The 14,471-nt window shown below is 73.5% G+C and carries 15 protein-coding genes; 9 read left to right on the top strand and 6 right to left on the bottom strand.

The window, feature by feature from the left end:
* Window positions 1-120: 120 nt before the first annotated feature.
* The 3 genes from G7075_RS13935 to G7075_RS13945 form a co-directional block, all read right to left on the bottom strand.
* Window positions 121-981, bottom strand: a complete 861-nt coding sequence (locus tag G7075_RS13935) for a 3-keto-5-aminohexanoate cleavage protein (protein ID WP_166122689.1) — start codon at window positions 979-981, stop codon at window positions 121-123.
* 74 nt (window positions 982-1,055) lie between these two features.
* Complete coding sequence (locus G7075_RS13940; RefSeq protein ID WP_166122691.1) at window positions 1,056-2,114, bottom strand: folate-binding protein YgfZ; 1,059 nt, start codon at window positions 2,112-2,114, stop codon at window positions 1,056-1,058.
* Window positions 2,111-2,530 (bottom strand): Fur family transcriptional regulator, encoded by a 420-nt coding sequence (locus tag G7075_RS13945; RefSeq protein ID WP_166122693.1) that lies wholly within the window; start codon window positions 2,528-2,530, stop codon window positions 2,111-2,113. Before G7075_RS13945 ends, G7075_RS13940 begins: the two co-directional genes overlap by 4 nt.
* Window positions 2,531-2,588: 58 nt before the next feature.
* Here G7075_RS13945 and G7075_RS13950 point away from each other — a divergent pair, with 58 nt between their 5' ends.
* Window positions 2,589-3,665 carry an LCP family protein gene (locus G7075_RS13950; RefSeq protein ID WP_240917624.1) on the top strand — a complete coding sequence of 359 codons (1,077 nt, stop codon included), beginning with the start codon at window positions 2,589-2,591 and terminating at the stop codon, window positions 3,663-3,665.
* A gap of 45 nt (window positions 3,666-3,710) precedes the next feature.
* On the opposite strand, the gene G7075_RS13955 is transcribed toward G7075_RS13950, so the two are convergent.
* On the bottom strand, window positions 3,711-4,220 hold the full coding sequence (locus G7075_RS13955; RefSeq protein WP_166122695.1) for an FABP family protein: 510 nt from the start codon (window positions 4,218-4,220) through the stop codon (window positions 3,711-3,713).
* Window positions 4,221-4,232: 12 nt separating this feature from the next.
* Here G7075_RS13955 and G7075_RS13960 point away from each other — a divergent pair, with 12 nt between their 5' ends.
* A complete protein-coding gene (locus G7075_RS13960) occupies window positions 4,233-4,604 on the top strand; it encodes a DsrE family protein (RefSeq protein ID WP_166122697.1) in 372 nt (123 codons plus the stop codon).
* 148 nt (window positions 4,605-4,752) lie between these two features.
* Here G7075_RS13960 and G7075_RS13965 read toward each other — a convergent pair whose 3' ends face one another.
* Together G7075_RS13965 and G7075_RS13970 are read right to left on the bottom strand one after the other, a co-directional pair.
* Entirely contained in the window at window positions 4,753-4,905 is a 153-nt protein-coding gene (locus tag G7075_RS13965; protein ID WP_166122699.1) for a hypothetical protein, read from the bottom strand.
* Window positions 4,906-5,760: 855 nt separating this feature from the next.
* Window positions 5,761-6,063 carry a MoaD/ThiS family protein gene (locus tag G7075_RS13970; RefSeq protein ID WP_166122701.1) on the bottom strand — a complete coding sequence of 101 codons (303 nt, stop codon included), beginning with the start codon at window positions 6,061-6,063 and terminating at the stop codon, window positions 5,761-5,763.
* 21 nt (window positions 6,064-6,084) lie between these two features.
* Between G7075_RS13970 and G7075_RS13975 the strand changes: the two genes are divergently transcribed.
* The 7 genes from G7075_RS13975 to pstA all read left to right on the top strand — a co-directional run bounded on the left by G7075_RS13975 (window position 6,085) and on the right by pstA (window position 14,445).
* On the top strand, window positions 6,085-6,792 hold the full coding sequence (locus G7075_RS13975) for a response regulator transcription factor (protein WP_166122703.1): 708 nt from the start codon (window positions 6,085-6,087) through the stop codon (window positions 6,790-6,792).
* A 1-nt stretch (window position 6,793) separates the two neighbouring features.
* Window positions 6,794-7,705, top strand: coding sequence for a mycothiol synthase (mshD, locus tag G7075_RS13980; protein WP_240917625.1), 912 nt, complete (start codon window positions 6,794-6,796; stop codon window positions 7,703-7,705).
* Window positions 7,706-7,822: 117 nt separating this feature from the next.
* Window positions 7,823-10,129 carry an RNA degradosome polyphosphate kinase gene (locus G7075_RS13985; RefSeq protein ID WP_205860511.1) on the top strand — a complete coding sequence of 769 codons (2,307 nt, stop codon included), beginning with the start codon at window positions 7,823-7,825 and terminating at the stop codon, window positions 10,127-10,129.
* Window positions 10,130-10,139: 10 nt separating this feature from the next.
* The gene (locus tag G7075_RS13990; RefSeq protein WP_166122707.1) at window positions 10,140-11,084 is read left to right on the top strand and encodes an NUDIX hydrolase; all 945 of its coding nucleotides are present in this window, start codon (window positions 10,140-10,142) and stop codon (window positions 11,082-11,084) included.
* A 176-nt stretch (window positions 11,085-11,260) separates the two neighbouring features.
* Window positions 11,261-12,379 carry a phosphate ABC transporter substrate-binding protein PstS gene (pstS, locus tag G7075_RS13995; protein ID WP_166122709.1) on the top strand — a complete coding sequence of 373 codons (1,119 nt, stop codon included), beginning with the start codon at window positions 11,261-11,263 and terminating at the stop codon, window positions 12,377-12,379.
* Window positions 12,380-12,502: 123 nt separating this feature from the next.
* Window positions 12,503-13,522, top strand: a complete 1,020-nt coding sequence (pstC, locus tag G7075_RS14000; RefSeq protein ID WP_166122711.1) for a phosphate ABC transporter permease subunit PstC — start codon at window positions 12,503-12,505, stop codon at window positions 13,520-13,522.
* The gene (pstA, locus tag G7075_RS14005; RefSeq protein ID WP_166122713.1) at window positions 13,519-14,445 is read left to right on the top strand and encodes a phosphate ABC transporter permease PstA; all 927 of its coding nucleotides are present in this window, start codon (window positions 13,519-13,521) and stop codon (window positions 14,443-14,445) included. Before pstC ends, pstA begins: the two co-directional genes overlap by 4 nt.
* Window positions 14,446-14,471: the final 26 nt, after the last annotated feature.

Here is a 14,471-nt window from a genome sequence, read left to right on the forward strand (position 1 = left end):
AACGTGTGTGAACACGCCGGTGATCCCCGGCGGGTTCACACACGTTCGCGAGAGGGGGCCGGGAAGGGGGCCGAGGGGAGGGGCGGCGGCGAGAGGGCGATGGCGGCGGCGGCGCCCGGATCAGCGCCCGGCGCGACGGTCCTTGACGCCCAGCAGCGCCCGCGTCTCGTCGCACGACAGCGGCGGCCGCTGCATCACCGTCGCCAGCTCCGCCGCCCGGGCCACGAGCTCGTCGTTGTGCTCGACGACCTGACCGCGCCGGAACACGACGTTGTCCTCCATCCCGACCCGCAGGTGCCCACCGGCGGACAGGGCCGCGGCCATCACCGGCAGGTGCCCGCGGCCGATGCCGGTGGCCGACCACGACGTCACCTCGGGCGGCAGCATCGAGACCCCGGCCATCAGCGCGGCGGTCGTCGCCGGCATCCCGCCGGGCACGCCGGTCACGAAGTCGACGTGCACGCGCCCACCGAACGGCAGCCCGTGGGTGTCGAGCAGGCGCGCCAGGGCGTGCACGTGCCCGAGGTCGAAGAGCTCGAACTCCGGCACGACCTCGCGCTCCTGGGCCTGCACGTAGAGGTCGCTCATGAACCCCCACGGGTTGAGGAACACGTCGTCGCCGAAGTTCGTCGTGCCGCAGGTGAGCGAGCACGAGTCGGGCTCGGCGTCGAGCACGGTGAGCCGCTGCTCGAGCGGGTCGTGCACGGACCCACCCGTCGACAGCTGGACGACGAGGTCGGTGGCCTCGCGCACGGCGTCGACGGCCGCCCGCAGGTACCCGCCGTCGAGGGTCGGGCGGTGCTCGGCGTCGCGGATGTGCAGGTGGATGAGGGAGGCGCCGGCGGCCTGGCAGCGCACCGCCGTCGAGACGACCTCCTCGAGCGTCGTCGGCAGCTGCGGGAGGTCGGCCTTGGCGTGCTCGGCCCCGGTGGGCGCGACGGTGATGAGGGTGCCGGTGGCCCCGGCGGACGACGTCGTCATGGCGCCCATCCTGTCAGCCCGACCCCACCCGACGACACCCGGCCGACCCCGCCCGCACCGGAGGATCTTCGGCGTCAGCCGCTGACGACGACCGTCTGTGCGGCAGCGATGCCGTCGACGAGGAACTCGACGTCCTCGGCCACCGACCGCTTGACGACGGCCAGCGCCACCGGCCCGTCCTCGTGGTGACGCGCGACGCTGGTCAGCCGCCCCACCTCGCGGCCGTCGACGAGCACCGGCGTCCCCGTCTCGGGCAGCACGTGCCCGGAGCCGTCGAGGTGGAGGAACACGAGCCGGCGCGGCGGCCGCCCGAGGTTGTGCACGCGGGCGACCGTCTCCTGCCCGCGGTAGCAGCCCTTGTGCAGGTGCACCGCGGTCCGCAACCAGTCGACCTCGTGCGGGATGGTGCGGTGGTCGGTCTCGGCCCCGAGCCGCGGACGCCAGGCCGCCACGCGCAGCGCCTCGGCCGCCCAGGTGCCGGCGAGCGGCCGGTCGCCGACGGACGACTCCAGCGCGTCGCGCGGCACGATGAGCTCGCGCCAGGCCCGCCCCTGCGCCGGGTGCCCCTCGAGCGGCCCGTAGGCGACCGTGTCGCCGACCAGCCCCGGCCACGGGTCGACCCACGCGAGCGGCTCGCCGTCGAGCGACTCAGACCCGAGCGGCTCCCCGAGGACCGCCCACTGCGCCGTGACGTCGGCGACCTCGACGCGCAGCATGAAGCGCATCGACTCCAGCCACGCGACGAGCGCCGGCGCCGTGCCGGGCTCGACCGTGACCCACGTGGCCTCGCCGTCGTCGACGAGGTGCAGCGCGTGCTCGACGTGCCCCTTCGGGGAGAGGACGAGCGTCTCGCGGGAGGTGCGGGGCGCCAGGCCCGTCAGCTCCTGGGTGGTCATCGAGTGCAGCCACGTCAGCCGGTCCGGACCCGACACGGTGACGACCCCGCGGTGCGACAGGTCGACGACGGCCAGTCCCTCGGCGAGGAGGCGCTGCTCGCGCATCGGATCGCCGTAGTGGGAGGCGACGCCGGCGTCGCCTCCCTCGCCCTCGACGGCGCCGTGGCGCCCGAGCAGGACCGACCGCGGCAGGAGCGAGGGCTCGGCGGGGGTGAGGGGGACGGCGGGCGTGGTCATGGTGCCTCCCGGCAGGTGGCGCAGAGGCCGTGGACGGCGGCGTGGCTGACGTCGGCGGCGAAGCCGAGGCGGTGCTCGATGCGGGCGACGAGCTCGTCGGCGGCCTCGAGCGGCACCTCCCCGACGTACCCGCAGCCCCGGCACACGACGTGGACGTGGGTGGCGTGCTCGGCGAGGTGGTAGCTGGGGGCCCGGTGGTCGACGTGCGTGTGGCCGATGAGCCCGAGCTCCTGGAGCGCGTCGAGCGAGCGGTAGACGGTCGAGACGGGCAGCGGACTGCCGCCGTCGGCGGCCACCTCCTCGGCGATCTCGTCCGGGGTGGCGTGCGCCAGCCGCCCCACGGCGGCCAGCACGCGTTCGCGCTGGGTCGTGAGGCGCTTGCCCTGTGCCCGCAGCCGGGCGCCGAGGTCGCTCACCCCTCCAATGTATGCCGGACGCCGGGCGGGCTCGGCCACGGCTCCTTAGACTGACGTGGTGACGGACCAGGACCTCGACCTCCTCGGCCTCGGCCGGGACGACGCCGACGGTGGCCCGGACGACCCCGGGGAGGACATGCCCACCCGCCCGCGTCGCCGGCGGCTGCGACGGGTGCTCCTCGTGCTGCTCACCCTCGTGCTCGTCGCCCTCGTGGGCGTCGGCGGCTTCATCGGCTACCTCGGCTGGCGGGTCGGCGACAACGTCACCCAGGCCGACCTCCTGCCCACCGTCGCCCCGCCGACCGTCGACGCGGAGGGCGACCCGATCCAGGTGCCGGCGTCCGGCAACGGCACGAACTTCCTGCTCGTCGGCGCCGACAGCCGCGGCCCCAACGACCGCGGCCGCGCCGACGTCATCGTCCTCGTCCACGTGCCGGCCGACCCCACGGCCATCCAGATGGTCCACTTCCCCCGCGACCTCTTCGTCGCCATCCCCGGGCACGGCAAGAACAAGATCAACGCCGCGTACGCGTTCGGCGGCGAGCCGCTGCTCGTCGAGACGATCCAGAACCTCGTCGGCATCAAGATCGACCATGTCGCGCGCACCGACTTCGACGGCTTCAAGGGGATGACCGACGCGGTCGGGGGGGTCCGGGTCTTCGCCGAGGAGGGCAACGACGCCAACGGCAACGGCGGCAAGGCCATCAGGAAGGGCTGGAACACCCTCGACGGCGAGCAGGCGCTGGCCTTCGTCCGCGAGCGCTACGAGCTGAGCCAGGGCGACATCTCCCGCGGCCGACGGCAGCTGGCCTTCGTCAAGGCGCTGCTCCTCAAGGCGACGAGCAAGCAGACCGTCACCAACCCCCTGGCCATCGCCCGGTTCACCGACGCCGCCACGAAGAACCTCGTCGTCGACAAGGACCTCTCGATCGGGGCGATGAAGGACTACGCGCTGGCCCTGCGGCACATCCGCGCCTCCGACGTCGTCTTCGCCACCGCCCCGTTCACCGGCTTCGGCACCGACCCGAACGCGGGCAGCATCGACATCGTCGACACCAAGGGCATGAAGCTGCTCGGCGAGGCGCTGCGCAAGGACCGGATGGACGACTACCTCGACGTGTTCGTCACGCCCTGAGGTCCGCCGCGAGGGTGCGGCGGCGCGGCGTCACCCGACGCGCTGTCACTCGAGGCGCTTGAGCTCCGCGGAGACGTGCGACTGCAGCGGCTGCCCGACGGCCGCCATGTCCATGACCCACATGAGGTGGGAGTTGACGTACCCGTAGAGCCGGTGCGCTGCGGTGTACTCCTTGGCGTCGGGGCTGCGCATCACGCCGTCGGTGCGCAGCTCGACCTTGGCCGGCTCGGCGACCCCGGCGTACATCTCGACGAAGCCGGTCGGGTGGGCGAGGAGCAGCTCGCAGTTCGTGCCGTCGCTCGTGCCGCTGACCGGGCGCCAGAAGCCCAGCTCGGTGGCGAGCGGGCGGACCTGGGTGCCGTCGTCGTCGAGCAGCCACGTCCTGGACTCCCAGCGCAGGAAGCGCCGGCCGTCGTGGCTGCAGGTGATCTCCTGCCCGAAGCGCCGGCCCTCGATGGTCGGGTAGCCGACGAGGCCGGCCCCCGCCCAGGTGCCGACGAGCCAGGCGAGGGGGGCGAGATCCTCGTGGAGGGAGGTGTCGAGCGTGAAGACCATACGCTCCAGTCTATGGATGCCCCGGCCACCGCCCTCGTCGTCAAGCTCACCTGCGGTGCCGAGGCCCTCGAACGGCTCACGCAGGGCTGGACGGTGGCGGCGACGGCGCTGGCCTCCGGGCTCGACGTCAGCGTCTGGCTCACCGGCGACGCGACGTGGACGGCGGTGCCCGGGCGGGCCGAGGAGCTCGGGCTGCCGCACTCGCCCCCGCTCGCCGAGCTGCGCGACGCCGTGCTCGAGGGCGGCCGGGTGACGGTCTGCGGGCAGTGCGCGGCGCGGCGCGACCTCGGCGAGGACGACCTGCTGCCCGGCGTCGTCATCCGCGGGGCGGCGGCGTTCGTCGAGGAGGTCGTGGCCCCCGGGGCCCGCGCCCTCGTCTACTGAGGGCGGGCCGTGGCGCCGGTAGCCGAACAGCGCCCGGGCCCTCCGGGCAGCCGCACACCGCACGGTCAGCCGCACTCCCTCCGGGGTGTGCGGATGGCTGCTGGATGTGCGTCTGTCCGTACGCGCGGGCGGCCGCGTCCGGTACCGGTCAGCCGACGAGGGCGAGCGAGACGCCGTAGGCGACGACCCCGGCCACGAGCAGCCCGGCCGCGGCGGTCGCCAGCTGGCAGCGCACGGCCGTGACCGGCGGCAGGACGACGAGGACCCGGCGCATCGCGTGCGACACGGCCGCGGCGAGCAACCCGGCGAGCGCCGAGGTGGCCGGGCGGGGTGACCCGATGACGGCGCCGGCGACGAGCGCGCCGGAGGCCCGAGGACCATCGAGATCGGCAGCAGCCAGGCCCGGACGGCCGCGATGCCGGCGCCGAGGTCGGCCACCGCCCCGACGGCGACGGCGACCAGGGCCACGGTGGCGAGGTCGGTGGGCCGGGCCGAGCGGGCCAGCGGCAGCCACGTCGTGCCGACGGCGAGCAGGGCGAGCCCGAAGGCGGTGACCCCGATCGACTCGGTGAGGCGCGGGCGCCCGTCGCGCCGGACGATCTGGTGGACGAACATCAGCCCGAGCCCGACGGCCAGCGCCACGGGCACGAGGCGCAGGTAGAGGTCGTCGGTGGGGACGACGGCGGCGGCGGGCGCGAGCACCGCGGTGACGCCGACGGCCAGCGCCGACCCGAAGCGGCTCGAGCTGCCGAGCAGGCGCGGCCAGCCCCAGGCGAGCACCAGGCCGGTCCAGGCGAGACCGGCGGCGAGCACGAGGGGGTCGGTGCGCAGCGCGAGGACGAGCAGGGCGGCGAGCACGGCGGTGGCCACGACGACGACGGGGCGCGGCACCGTGGCCATCTCGGGCAGCACGGGGTTGCGCAGGGCGGCCTCGAGGCGGGCCCGGCGCTGGGCGCGGGTCTCACCGGCCGGCGCGGGGGCGTCGACGGAGGCCGGGTCGGGGACGGCGGGGTCAGCGACAGGGTCGGCGAGGTCGGGGTCGGCCGCGCCGGGGTCGGCAGCGACGCCCTCCGTGGCGTCGGCCGACGGCTCGGCGTCCGTCACGCGCGCCCCCTCGGCGGCCGTCTCCTGCTCCTCCACGCCCGGCATCCTCGCATCACCCGCCGGCGAACGGCGGCAGCACCTCGACGAGCGCCCCCGGCGGCACGGGGTCGGCCGCGGAGGCGGCGAGCCCGTCGACGAGCACCGAGCAGACGGGCAGCACCTCGGCGAGACCGGGACGGGCACCGGTGAGCGCTGCGACGAGCTCGGCCACCGACGCCGGGGCGGGCACCACCTCGGTGTCGACCCCGGCAGCCGCACGGGCACCGGCCCAGTAGCGCACCGTGACCCCCGTGGGGGTGGCGGCCTCGGGCGCGGCCGTCCCACCGGTGGTCGAAGCCCCGTGACGCGTGTCCATGACCGCCTATCCTGTGGGGCGATGGCCCACCTGTTGCTGTTGACGAACACCTTGGCGCCCAGCGCCGAGGTCCTTCCGGCGCTCGGGCTCCTCAGCCACCATGTTCGCATCCTCCCCGCCGAGGCGTCCGCGCTGGTCGACGCCCCGGACGCGGATGCCGTGCTCGTCGACGCCCGGCGCGAGCTGGCGATGGCCAAGTCGCTGTGCCGCGTGCTGACCACCACGGGGGTCTCGGCCCCGCTGCTCGTCGTCGTCACCGAGGGCGGGCTCGCGGGGCTCACCGCCGAGTGGGGTGTCGACGACGTGCTCCTCGACACCGCCGGGCCGGCCGAGGTCGAGGCCCGGCTGCGGCTGGCCGTCGGGCGACGCGCCGACGCCGTCGAGGAGGAGGCCGGGCCCATCACCGCCGGCGCGCTGGTCATCGACGAGACGACCTACTCCGTGCGGCTGCGCGGGAAGCTGCTCGACCTCACGTACAAGGAGTTCGAGCTGCTCAAGTACCTCGCGCAGCACCCGGGCCGGGTCTTCACCCGCTCCCAGCTGCTCCAGGAGGTCTGGGGCTACGACTACTTCGGCGGCACGCGCACCGTCGACGTCCACGTCCGCCGCCTGCGCGCCAAGCTCGGCATCGAGCACGAGCTGCTCATCGGCACCGTCCGCAACGTCGGCTACCGCTTCGTCCCCGAGGTCGCCGCCGAGCTGGACCAGCTCGAGGAGGTCGACGGCTGACGTGCCGGTCACCGAGCGGCTCGAGGCCGTCGACGACGCCACCGCGCACGAGGCCCGCGAGCTGTGGGACCGGGCGGAGGCCGCCGACGGTGTCGGCGCCGTGTCCGAGGCCTTCCGGCTCGCCCTCGGCGCGGCGCGGCCCGGGGTGCTGCACCTGCTGCGGCGCGACGACTCCGGGCAGCTGGTCGGGTACGCGCAGGTGGCCTCCGCGGGCACCGACGACGCCGTCGCCGAGCTCGTGGTCGACCCGGCCGCCCGCCGCTCGGGCCACGGCCGGACGCTGCTCGATGCGGCGCTCGCCGAGGGCGTCCGCAGCGTCTGGGCGCACGGCGACCTCGACGCGGCCCGCGCGCTGGCCGGGGCGTCGGGGCTGGACCGGACCCGCGAGCTGTTCCTGATGACCCGCCCGCTGACAGCAAGCGATGCCACCGATCCCGTTCTGCCGGAGGGCTACTCCGTGCGGGCGTTCGAGCCGGGACGTGACGACGAGGACTGGGTCCGGCTCAACGCCGCGGCCTTCGCGCACCACCCCGAGCAGGGCCGGCTGACGGTCGAGGACCTCCACGAGCGGATGGGCCAGCCGTGGTTCGACCCGGCCGGATTCCTGCTCGTCGAGCGCGAGGGCCGGGTCGTCGCCTTCCACTGGACCAAGGTCGAGGGGGGCTCCGGTGAGGTGTACGTCGTCGGGGTCGACCCGGCCGAGCAGGGCCACGGCCTCGGGGGCCGCTGGCCGCCCTCGGGCTGGCGCACCTCGCCCGGCAGGACCTGGCCGAGGTCGAGCTCTACGTCGACGGCGACAACACCGCCGCCCGGCGCACGTACGCGCGCCTCGGCTTCGAGGACGCCGCCGTCCACGTCCAGTACTCGGTCCCGACTCCGGCCTGACCCGTCGCCCCACCCCGGTTCGAGGTGATGCCGCACCACGTCCGGGGCCGCTTCCACCTCCAACCGTCGACCCCCGCCCCGCCCTCCGGCACTCCGCGCCCGTCTGACCGCGACCGTCCTGCACCGACCTGACAGGATGGAGACCATGACGGACGAGTCGGGTGTGGGCGTGCACGACACCACCGCTCGCGACGCCGCCGCGGACGCGTCGGCCGAGGGAGTCATCGTCAGCGAGGTCTCCATCGCGAGCGCCTCGGCCACCGAGACACGCCACCAGCCGCGCGGCACCAACGGGAGGTTCGTGCGCGGCCAGCACCCCGGCGCCGAGGAGGAGGCCGAGGGCCTGCCCTCCGACCGCTTCCTCGACCGCGAGATCTCCTGGCTGCAGTTCAACGAGCGCGTGCTCCAGATGGCGGGCGACGAGAACGTCCCCCTCCTCGAGCGGGCCCGCTACCTCGCGATCTTCGCCTCGAACCTCGACGAGTTCTTCATGGTCCGGGTGGCCGGGCTCAAGCGCCGCATCGCCACCGGCATCGCCGTGCGCTCGGCGTCCGGGCTCGAGCCGCGCGAGGTCCTCGAGCAGATCTCCCTCGTGGCCCACGAGCTGATGACGATGCAGGCGCGGGTCTACGCCGAGCAGGTGCGGCCGGCGCTCGAGGACGAGGGCGTGAGCATCGTCCGCTGGGACGCCCTGTCCGACGAGGAGCGCGACCGCCTCGCCCGCGTCTTCACCGACCGGCTCTTCCCGGTGCTCACCCCGCTGGCCGTCGACCCCGCGCACCCGTTCCCGTACATCTCCGGGCTCTCGCTCAACCTCGCGGTCATCCTCGTCAACCCGCGCTCGGGCAAGGAGCACTTCGCGCGCGTCAAGGTGCCCCCGATGCTGCCGCGCCTCGTGCGCATCGAGCCCGGCCCCGACGAGTCGCCGCTCGCCGACATGTACGACACCCGGTTCGTGCCGCTCGAGGACGTCATCGCCGCCCACCTCGACCAGCTCTTCCCCGGGATGGAGATCCGCGAGCACTTCACCTTCCGGGTCACCCGCAACGAGGACCTCGAGGTCGAGGAGGACGACAACGAGAACCTCCTCACCGCCCTCGAGCGCGAGCTGACCCGCCGGCGCTTCGGCCCGCCGGTGCGCCTCGAGGTCGAGGAGGCGATGGACGACCACGTCCTCGACCTCATCGTCCGCGAGCTCGGGGTGGCCTCCTCCGAGGTCTACCGGCTGCCCGCGCCCCTCGACCTGCGCGGCCTCAACCTCATCGCCGACCTCGAGCGCTCCGAGCTGCACTTCGAGCCGTTCGTCGCGCGCACCAACGCCGACCTCGCGCCCACCGAGTCGGCCAAGGCCCGCGACATCTTCGCCTCGATCCGCAAGCAGGACGTCCTGCTCCAGCACCCGTACGACTCGTTCTCGACCTCGGTGCAGGCCCTCCTCGAGCAGGCCGCGTCCGACCCGCACGTCCTGGCCATCAAGCAGACGCTCTACCGCACGAGCGGCGACAGCCCGATCATCGACGCCCTCATCGACGCCGCCGAGGCCGGCAAGCAGGTGCTCGCCGTCGTCGAGATCAAGGCCCGCTTCGACGAGGAGAACAACATCTCCTGGGCCCGCAAGCTCGAGCACGCCGGCGTCCACGTCGTCTACGGCATCGTCGGGCTCAAGACCCACGCCAAGCTCTGCCTCGTCATCCGGCAGGAGGCCGAGGGGATGCGCCGGTACTGCCACGTCGGCACCGGCAACTACAACCCCAAGACCGCCCGGCTCTACGAGGACCTCGGGCTGCTCACCGACGACGAGCAGGTCGGCGAGGACCTCTCGAAGCTGTTCAACCAGCTCTCCGGCATCGCCCCGCGCAGCAAGTTCAAGCGCCTCCTCGTCGCGCCGCGCTCGGTGCGCTCCGGCCTCAACGCGCACATCGAGGCCGAGATCGCCCACGAGCGCGCGGAACCGGGGTCGGGGTTCATCGCCTGGAAGGTCAACTCGATCGTCGACGAGCAGCTCATCGACGCCCTGTACCGCGCCTCGCAGGCCGGGGTCACCGTCCAGCTGTGGGTCCGGGGCATCTGCGCGCTGCGTCCGGGGGTGCCGGGGCTGTCCGAGACCATCGAGGTCCGCAGCGTCCTCGGCCGCTTCCTCGAGCACTCGCGCGTCTTCTGGTTCGGTGGCGGCGGGGAGCCGGTGGCCTACATCGGCAGCGCCGACATGATGCACCGCAACCTCGACCGGCGCGTCGAGGCGCTCGTCCGGCTCACCGAGCCGCGCCACCTCGAGGACCTCCAGTCGCTGCTCGAGCGCGGACGGTCCGACCGGTACTCGCACTGGGCCCTCGCCGGTGACGGACGCTGGACGCGCCACCACCTCGACGAGGAGGGGCAGCCGCTCGAGGACCTGCAGACCGCCCTCGTCGACATGCACGCCAAGCGGCGCCGCAAGGCCCGGCGGCGCTGAGGCCGCCCGCGTGCCGACGACGATCCCGGCCGCCGGGACCCTCCCGTGGCGGGTGCGCGACCACGCCCTCGAGGTCGCGCTGGTGCACCGTCCGCGCTACGACGACTGGTCGTGGGCCAAGGGCAAGCTCGACCCGGCCGAGGAGTGGGCACCGGCCGCCGTCCGCGAGACGCACGAGGAGACCGGGCTGCGGGTCCGCCTCGGGGTGCCGCTGCCCGAGGCCCGCTACACGCTGCTCGACAAGGACGGCCGCCCCGGCGACAAGGTCGTGCGCTACTGGGCGGCGACGGTGGTCGGCGGTGACGGGCGGCTGGTCAACGAGATCGACGACGTCGCGTGGCTCGACCCCCGGGTGGCCCACGACCGGCTCGACTACGCGCGCGACCGCGAGCAGCTGCGCGCGCTCGTGCGCCACCACCAGGCCGGGATGCTCGACACCTGGCCGCTCGTGCTCGTCCGGCACGCCCGGGCCGTGGCGCGCGGGGCGTGGGGCGGCGAGCTCGACACGCTGCGACCCCTCGACGGGGCCGGCCGGACCCGCGCGACGGCGCTCGTCGACGTCCTCGCCGCCTACGTGCCCGAGCGGGTCGTGTCCTCCCCCTCGCTGCGCTGCGTCGACACCGTCGTCCCCTTCGCGGCCGCGGCGGGCATGAAGATCCGCACGCGGAACGGCCTGTCCGAGGAGGGTTTCGCCGACGACCCGTCGAAGGCGGTGCGGCGGCTCCAGAAGGTCGTGGCGGCCGGCCGGCCCACCGTCGTGTGCTCCCACGGGCCGGTGCTGCCCGCGCTCCTCGAGGTGCTGCACGGGCTCGCCGGTGACGCCGACGCCGAGCAGGTCGCGCGGCTCGAGGCGGCCACCGGCGACAAGCTCGTCAAGGGCGAGGCGCTGGTCTGCCACGTGGCGGGCGCCGGACCGTCGGCGCGGGTCGTCGCCGTCGAGCGCCACCTCCCCTGACCCCTCGGCGCCCCCCGGCACCGGGGGCTGACCCTCCCGTCGGCAAGTGCTCGGGTGCCGTTCACGCGACGTTCACCCGTGACGGGCCACCCGGTCATCCGGCGTCCCTACCGTCCGGAGCGTCGGCCACCGATGCCCGACGCCATCGACCCCCATGACCTCCGAGAGGTACACACGTGAAGACCCTCCGTTTCGGCCAGCTGGCGAGCATCGCCCTGGTCGGCTCCATCGCCCTCGCGGGCTGCGGTTCGGACAACAACTCGGGCAGCGGCACGACGGCCGGCGCCGGCAGCTCCTCCGCGGCGTCCGACTGCTTCACCGGCACGCTGAACGCCGAGGGCTCGTCCGCACAGAAGAACGCGTTCGAGGAGGCCGCCGCGTCCTACAAGGCCGCGTGCACCGGTGCCCAGGTGAACTACAACCCGACCGGGTCGGGCGCCGGCATCAAGCAGTTCATCGCCGGCCAGGTCGACTTCGCCGGGTCCGACTCGGCCCTGAAGACCGAGGAGAAGGACGGGGTCGTCGAGACCGACGCCGCCGCGGCCTTCTGCGGCTCGCCCGCCTGGAACATCCCGATGGTCACCGGCCCGATCGCGATCGCCTTCAACGTCAAGGGCGTCGACTCGCTCACCCTGACGCCGGCCGTCGCCGCCGACATCTTCACCGGCAAGATCACCACCTGGAACGACCCGAAGATCGCGGCGGTCAACTCCGGTGTCTCGCTGCCGTCCACGGCCATCAAGGTCTTCTTCCGCTCCGACGAGTCGGGCACCACCGAGAACTTCACGAAGTACCTCGCCGCCGCCTCCGACGGTGGCTGGACGGCCGAGCCCGCGAAGAAGTGGACCGGCAAGGGCGAGGGCAAGGAGAAGTCGGCCGGTGTCGCCGAGGGCGTGAAGTCCACCGACGGCGGCATCACGTACGTCGAGTGGAGCTACGCCAAGGACAACGACCTGGGCGTCGCGAAGATCGACAACGGCGGGGGCGCGGTCGAGCTGACCGGCGAGACCGTCGGCAAGGCCGTCGAGGCCGCCAAGCCCGACGGCGAGGGCAACGACCTGCGGCTCAAGCTCGACTACGCGACGAAGGAGGCCGACGCCTACCCGATCCTCCTCGTCACCTACGAGGTCGTCTGCTCGAAGAACAAGGACGCGCAGAAGGGCAAGGACATCAAGTCCTTCCTCAAGCACTTCGCCTCCTCGGACGTGCAGAAGAGCCTCGAGGAGATCGGGTACGCCCCGCTCCCCTCGTCGGTGCAGACCAAGGTCGAGGCCGCCATCGAGGCCCTGTCCTGACCGTCTCGGCCCGGCGGCTGCGGCCGCCGACCTGACCGCGAGGGGGCGGGCCGGCCACCGGCCCGCCCCTCCGGCACGACCACCGCACCCCGACCACCCCGACGAGAGAACAGCGAGGAGACCGTGTCGACCTCCATCACCGGCCGCTCGGCCGTCGACGAGCTGCCCGGGCCCGACGGCCGCGGGCCGCTGCACGGGGACGGAGCCGGCACCGGACGTCTCGGTGACCGCCTGTTCGGCGGCGCCGCCACCGCGTCCGGCATCTTCGTCATCGCCCTCGTGACGCTCGTGGGGGTCTTCCTCGTCGCGCAGGCCATCCCGGCCCTGCAGGCCGACCAGGCGAGCTTCCTGACCTCCCGCGAGTGGGCCACCGCGGGGGCCGAGCCGCGCTTCGGCATCGTCGACCTGCTGTGGGCCACGGTGGTCACCGCCGTCATCGCGATGGCCATCGCCGTCCCGCTCGGGGTGGCCATCGCCCTGTTCATCACCCAGTACGCACCGGCCTGGCTCTCCCGGCCGGCCGCGGCGACCATCGACCTGCTCGCCGCCGTCCCCTCGATCGTCTTCGGCTTCTGGGGCCTGACCATCGCCGGCCAGTACTTCGAGCCGGTCGCCACGGTCATCGACAGGGCGCTCGGCTGGATCCCGTTCTTCGCGCAGCCGGAGGACGGCCCGAGCGCCAAGAGCACGCTGGCCTTCGCCGGCGTCATCCTCGCGATCATGGTGCTGCCGATCGTCACGGCCATCTCGCGCGAGGTCTTCGCCCAGGTGCCGACCGCGCACAAGGAGGGCGCGCTGGCCCTCGGCGCGACGCAGTGGGAGATGATCCGCACCGCGGTCCTGCCGTTCGGCAAGCCCGGCGTCATCAGCGCCGCGATGCTCGGCCTCGGGCGCGCGCTCGGCGAGACGCTCGCGGTGACCATCCTCCTGTCCTCGCTCAACGACGGGGCGGCCTTCTCGTCCTCGATCTTCAGCGGCGGGGCCACCTTCGCCTCGAAGATCGCCCTCGGCATCCAGGAGGCGAACACCGCGACGAGCACCGGCGCGCTCATCGCCGCCGGCCTCGTCCTCTTCGTCCTCACCTTCGTCGTCAACGCGATCGCCCGCGTCGTCATCGAGCGCAGGAAGGCCTTCTCCGAATGAGCACCATCGAGCTCGAGGCGGGTCCGCGCGGCGGCGCCCCAGCGCCCGCGGCCCCGCCGTCCTTCGCCCCGAAGTCCGGTCCGAGGGCGTTGCGCGACAACCTCGCCCGGATCGTGATGTGGGGTGCGTTCGTCCTCGGTGTGATCCCGCTCGTGTGGATCCTCGTGTCGACGATCCTCAAGGGCGGCTCGATGCTGCTCGAGTCGCAGTGGTGGACCAACTCGCAGGCCGGCATCACCGACCGACGGGTCGGCGGCGGCGCGGTGCACGCCATCCAGGGCACGCTCATCCAGGCCGCCGTGACGACCGTCATCTCGGTGCCGGTCGGGGTGATGACCGCCGTCTACCTCGTCGAGTACGGACGGGGCCGGCTGGCCCGGGCCGTGTCGTTCATGGTCGACATCCTCACCGGCATCCCGTCGATCGTCGCCGCGCTCTTCGTCTACGCGCTGTGGGTCACGACCTTCGGGTTCCAGCGCGTGGCCTTCGCGGTGTGCCTCGCACTCGTCCTGCTGATGATCCCGACGATCGTCCGCTCGACGGAGGAGATGCTCAAGCTCGTGCCGAACGAGCTGCGCGAGGCGTCGTACGCGCTGGGCGTTCCGAAGTGGAAGACCATCTTCAAGGTCGTCCTCCCGACGGCGTTCTCGGGCATCGTCACCGGCGTGCTGCTCGGCGTCGCGCGGGTGATGGGCGAGACGGCGCCGCTGCTCGTGCTGGGGCCGTACACGCCCGTCATCGTCACCGACCTGTTCGCCACGAACATGGCGACCCTGCCGACGATGATCAACCAGAGCCGCAGCGAGAACCTCCAACCGGCGCTCGACCGGGTCTGGGGCGCGGCGCTCACCCTCATCCTCCTGATCTTCCTGCTCAACCTGCTCGGCCGGTTCGTCGGCCGGTTCAGCAAGGTCAAGAGCTGACCGCCCTCTCCCCGAACGACTTCCGA

The sequence above is a fragment of the Phycicoccus sp. HDW14 genome (genome assembly GCF_011383005.1).
GTDB lineage: Bacteria > Actinomycetota > Actinomycetes > Actinomycetales > Dermatophilaceae > Phycicoccus.

Coding starts and splice junctions, on each gene's coding strand:
- G7075_RS13955 (WP_166122695.1), bottom strand. CDS start 4,220: ATGGTCTTCACGCTCGACACCTCCCTCCACGAGGATCTCGCCCCCCTC.
- G7075_RS13970 (WP_166122701.1), bottom strand. CDS start 6,063: ATGGACACGCGTCACGGGGCTTCGACCACCGGTGGGACGGCCGCGCCC.
- G7075_RS13960 (WP_166122697.1), top strand. CDS start 4,233: ATGGATGCCCCGGCCACCGCCCTCGTCGTCAAGCTCACCTGCGGTGCC.
- G7075_RS13975 (WP_166122703.1), top strand. CDS start 6,085: ATGGCCCACCTGTTGCTGTTGACGAACACCTTGGCGCCCAGCGCCGAG.
- pstA (WP_166122713.1), top strand. CDS start 13,519: ATGAGCACCATCGAGCTCGAGGCGGGTCCGCGCGGCGGCGCCCCAGCG.
- G7075_RS13940 (WP_166122691.1), bottom strand. CDS start 2,114: ATGACCACGCCCGCCGTCCCCCTCACCCCCGCCGAGCCCTCGCTCCTG.
- G7075_RS13985 (WP_205860511.1), top strand. CDS start 7,823: ATGACGGACGAGTCGGGTGTGGGCGTGCACGACACCACCGCTCGCGAC.
- G7075_RS13935 (WP_166122689.1), bottom strand. CDS start 981: ATGACGACGTCGTCCGCCGGGGCCACCGGCACCCTCATCACCGTCGCG.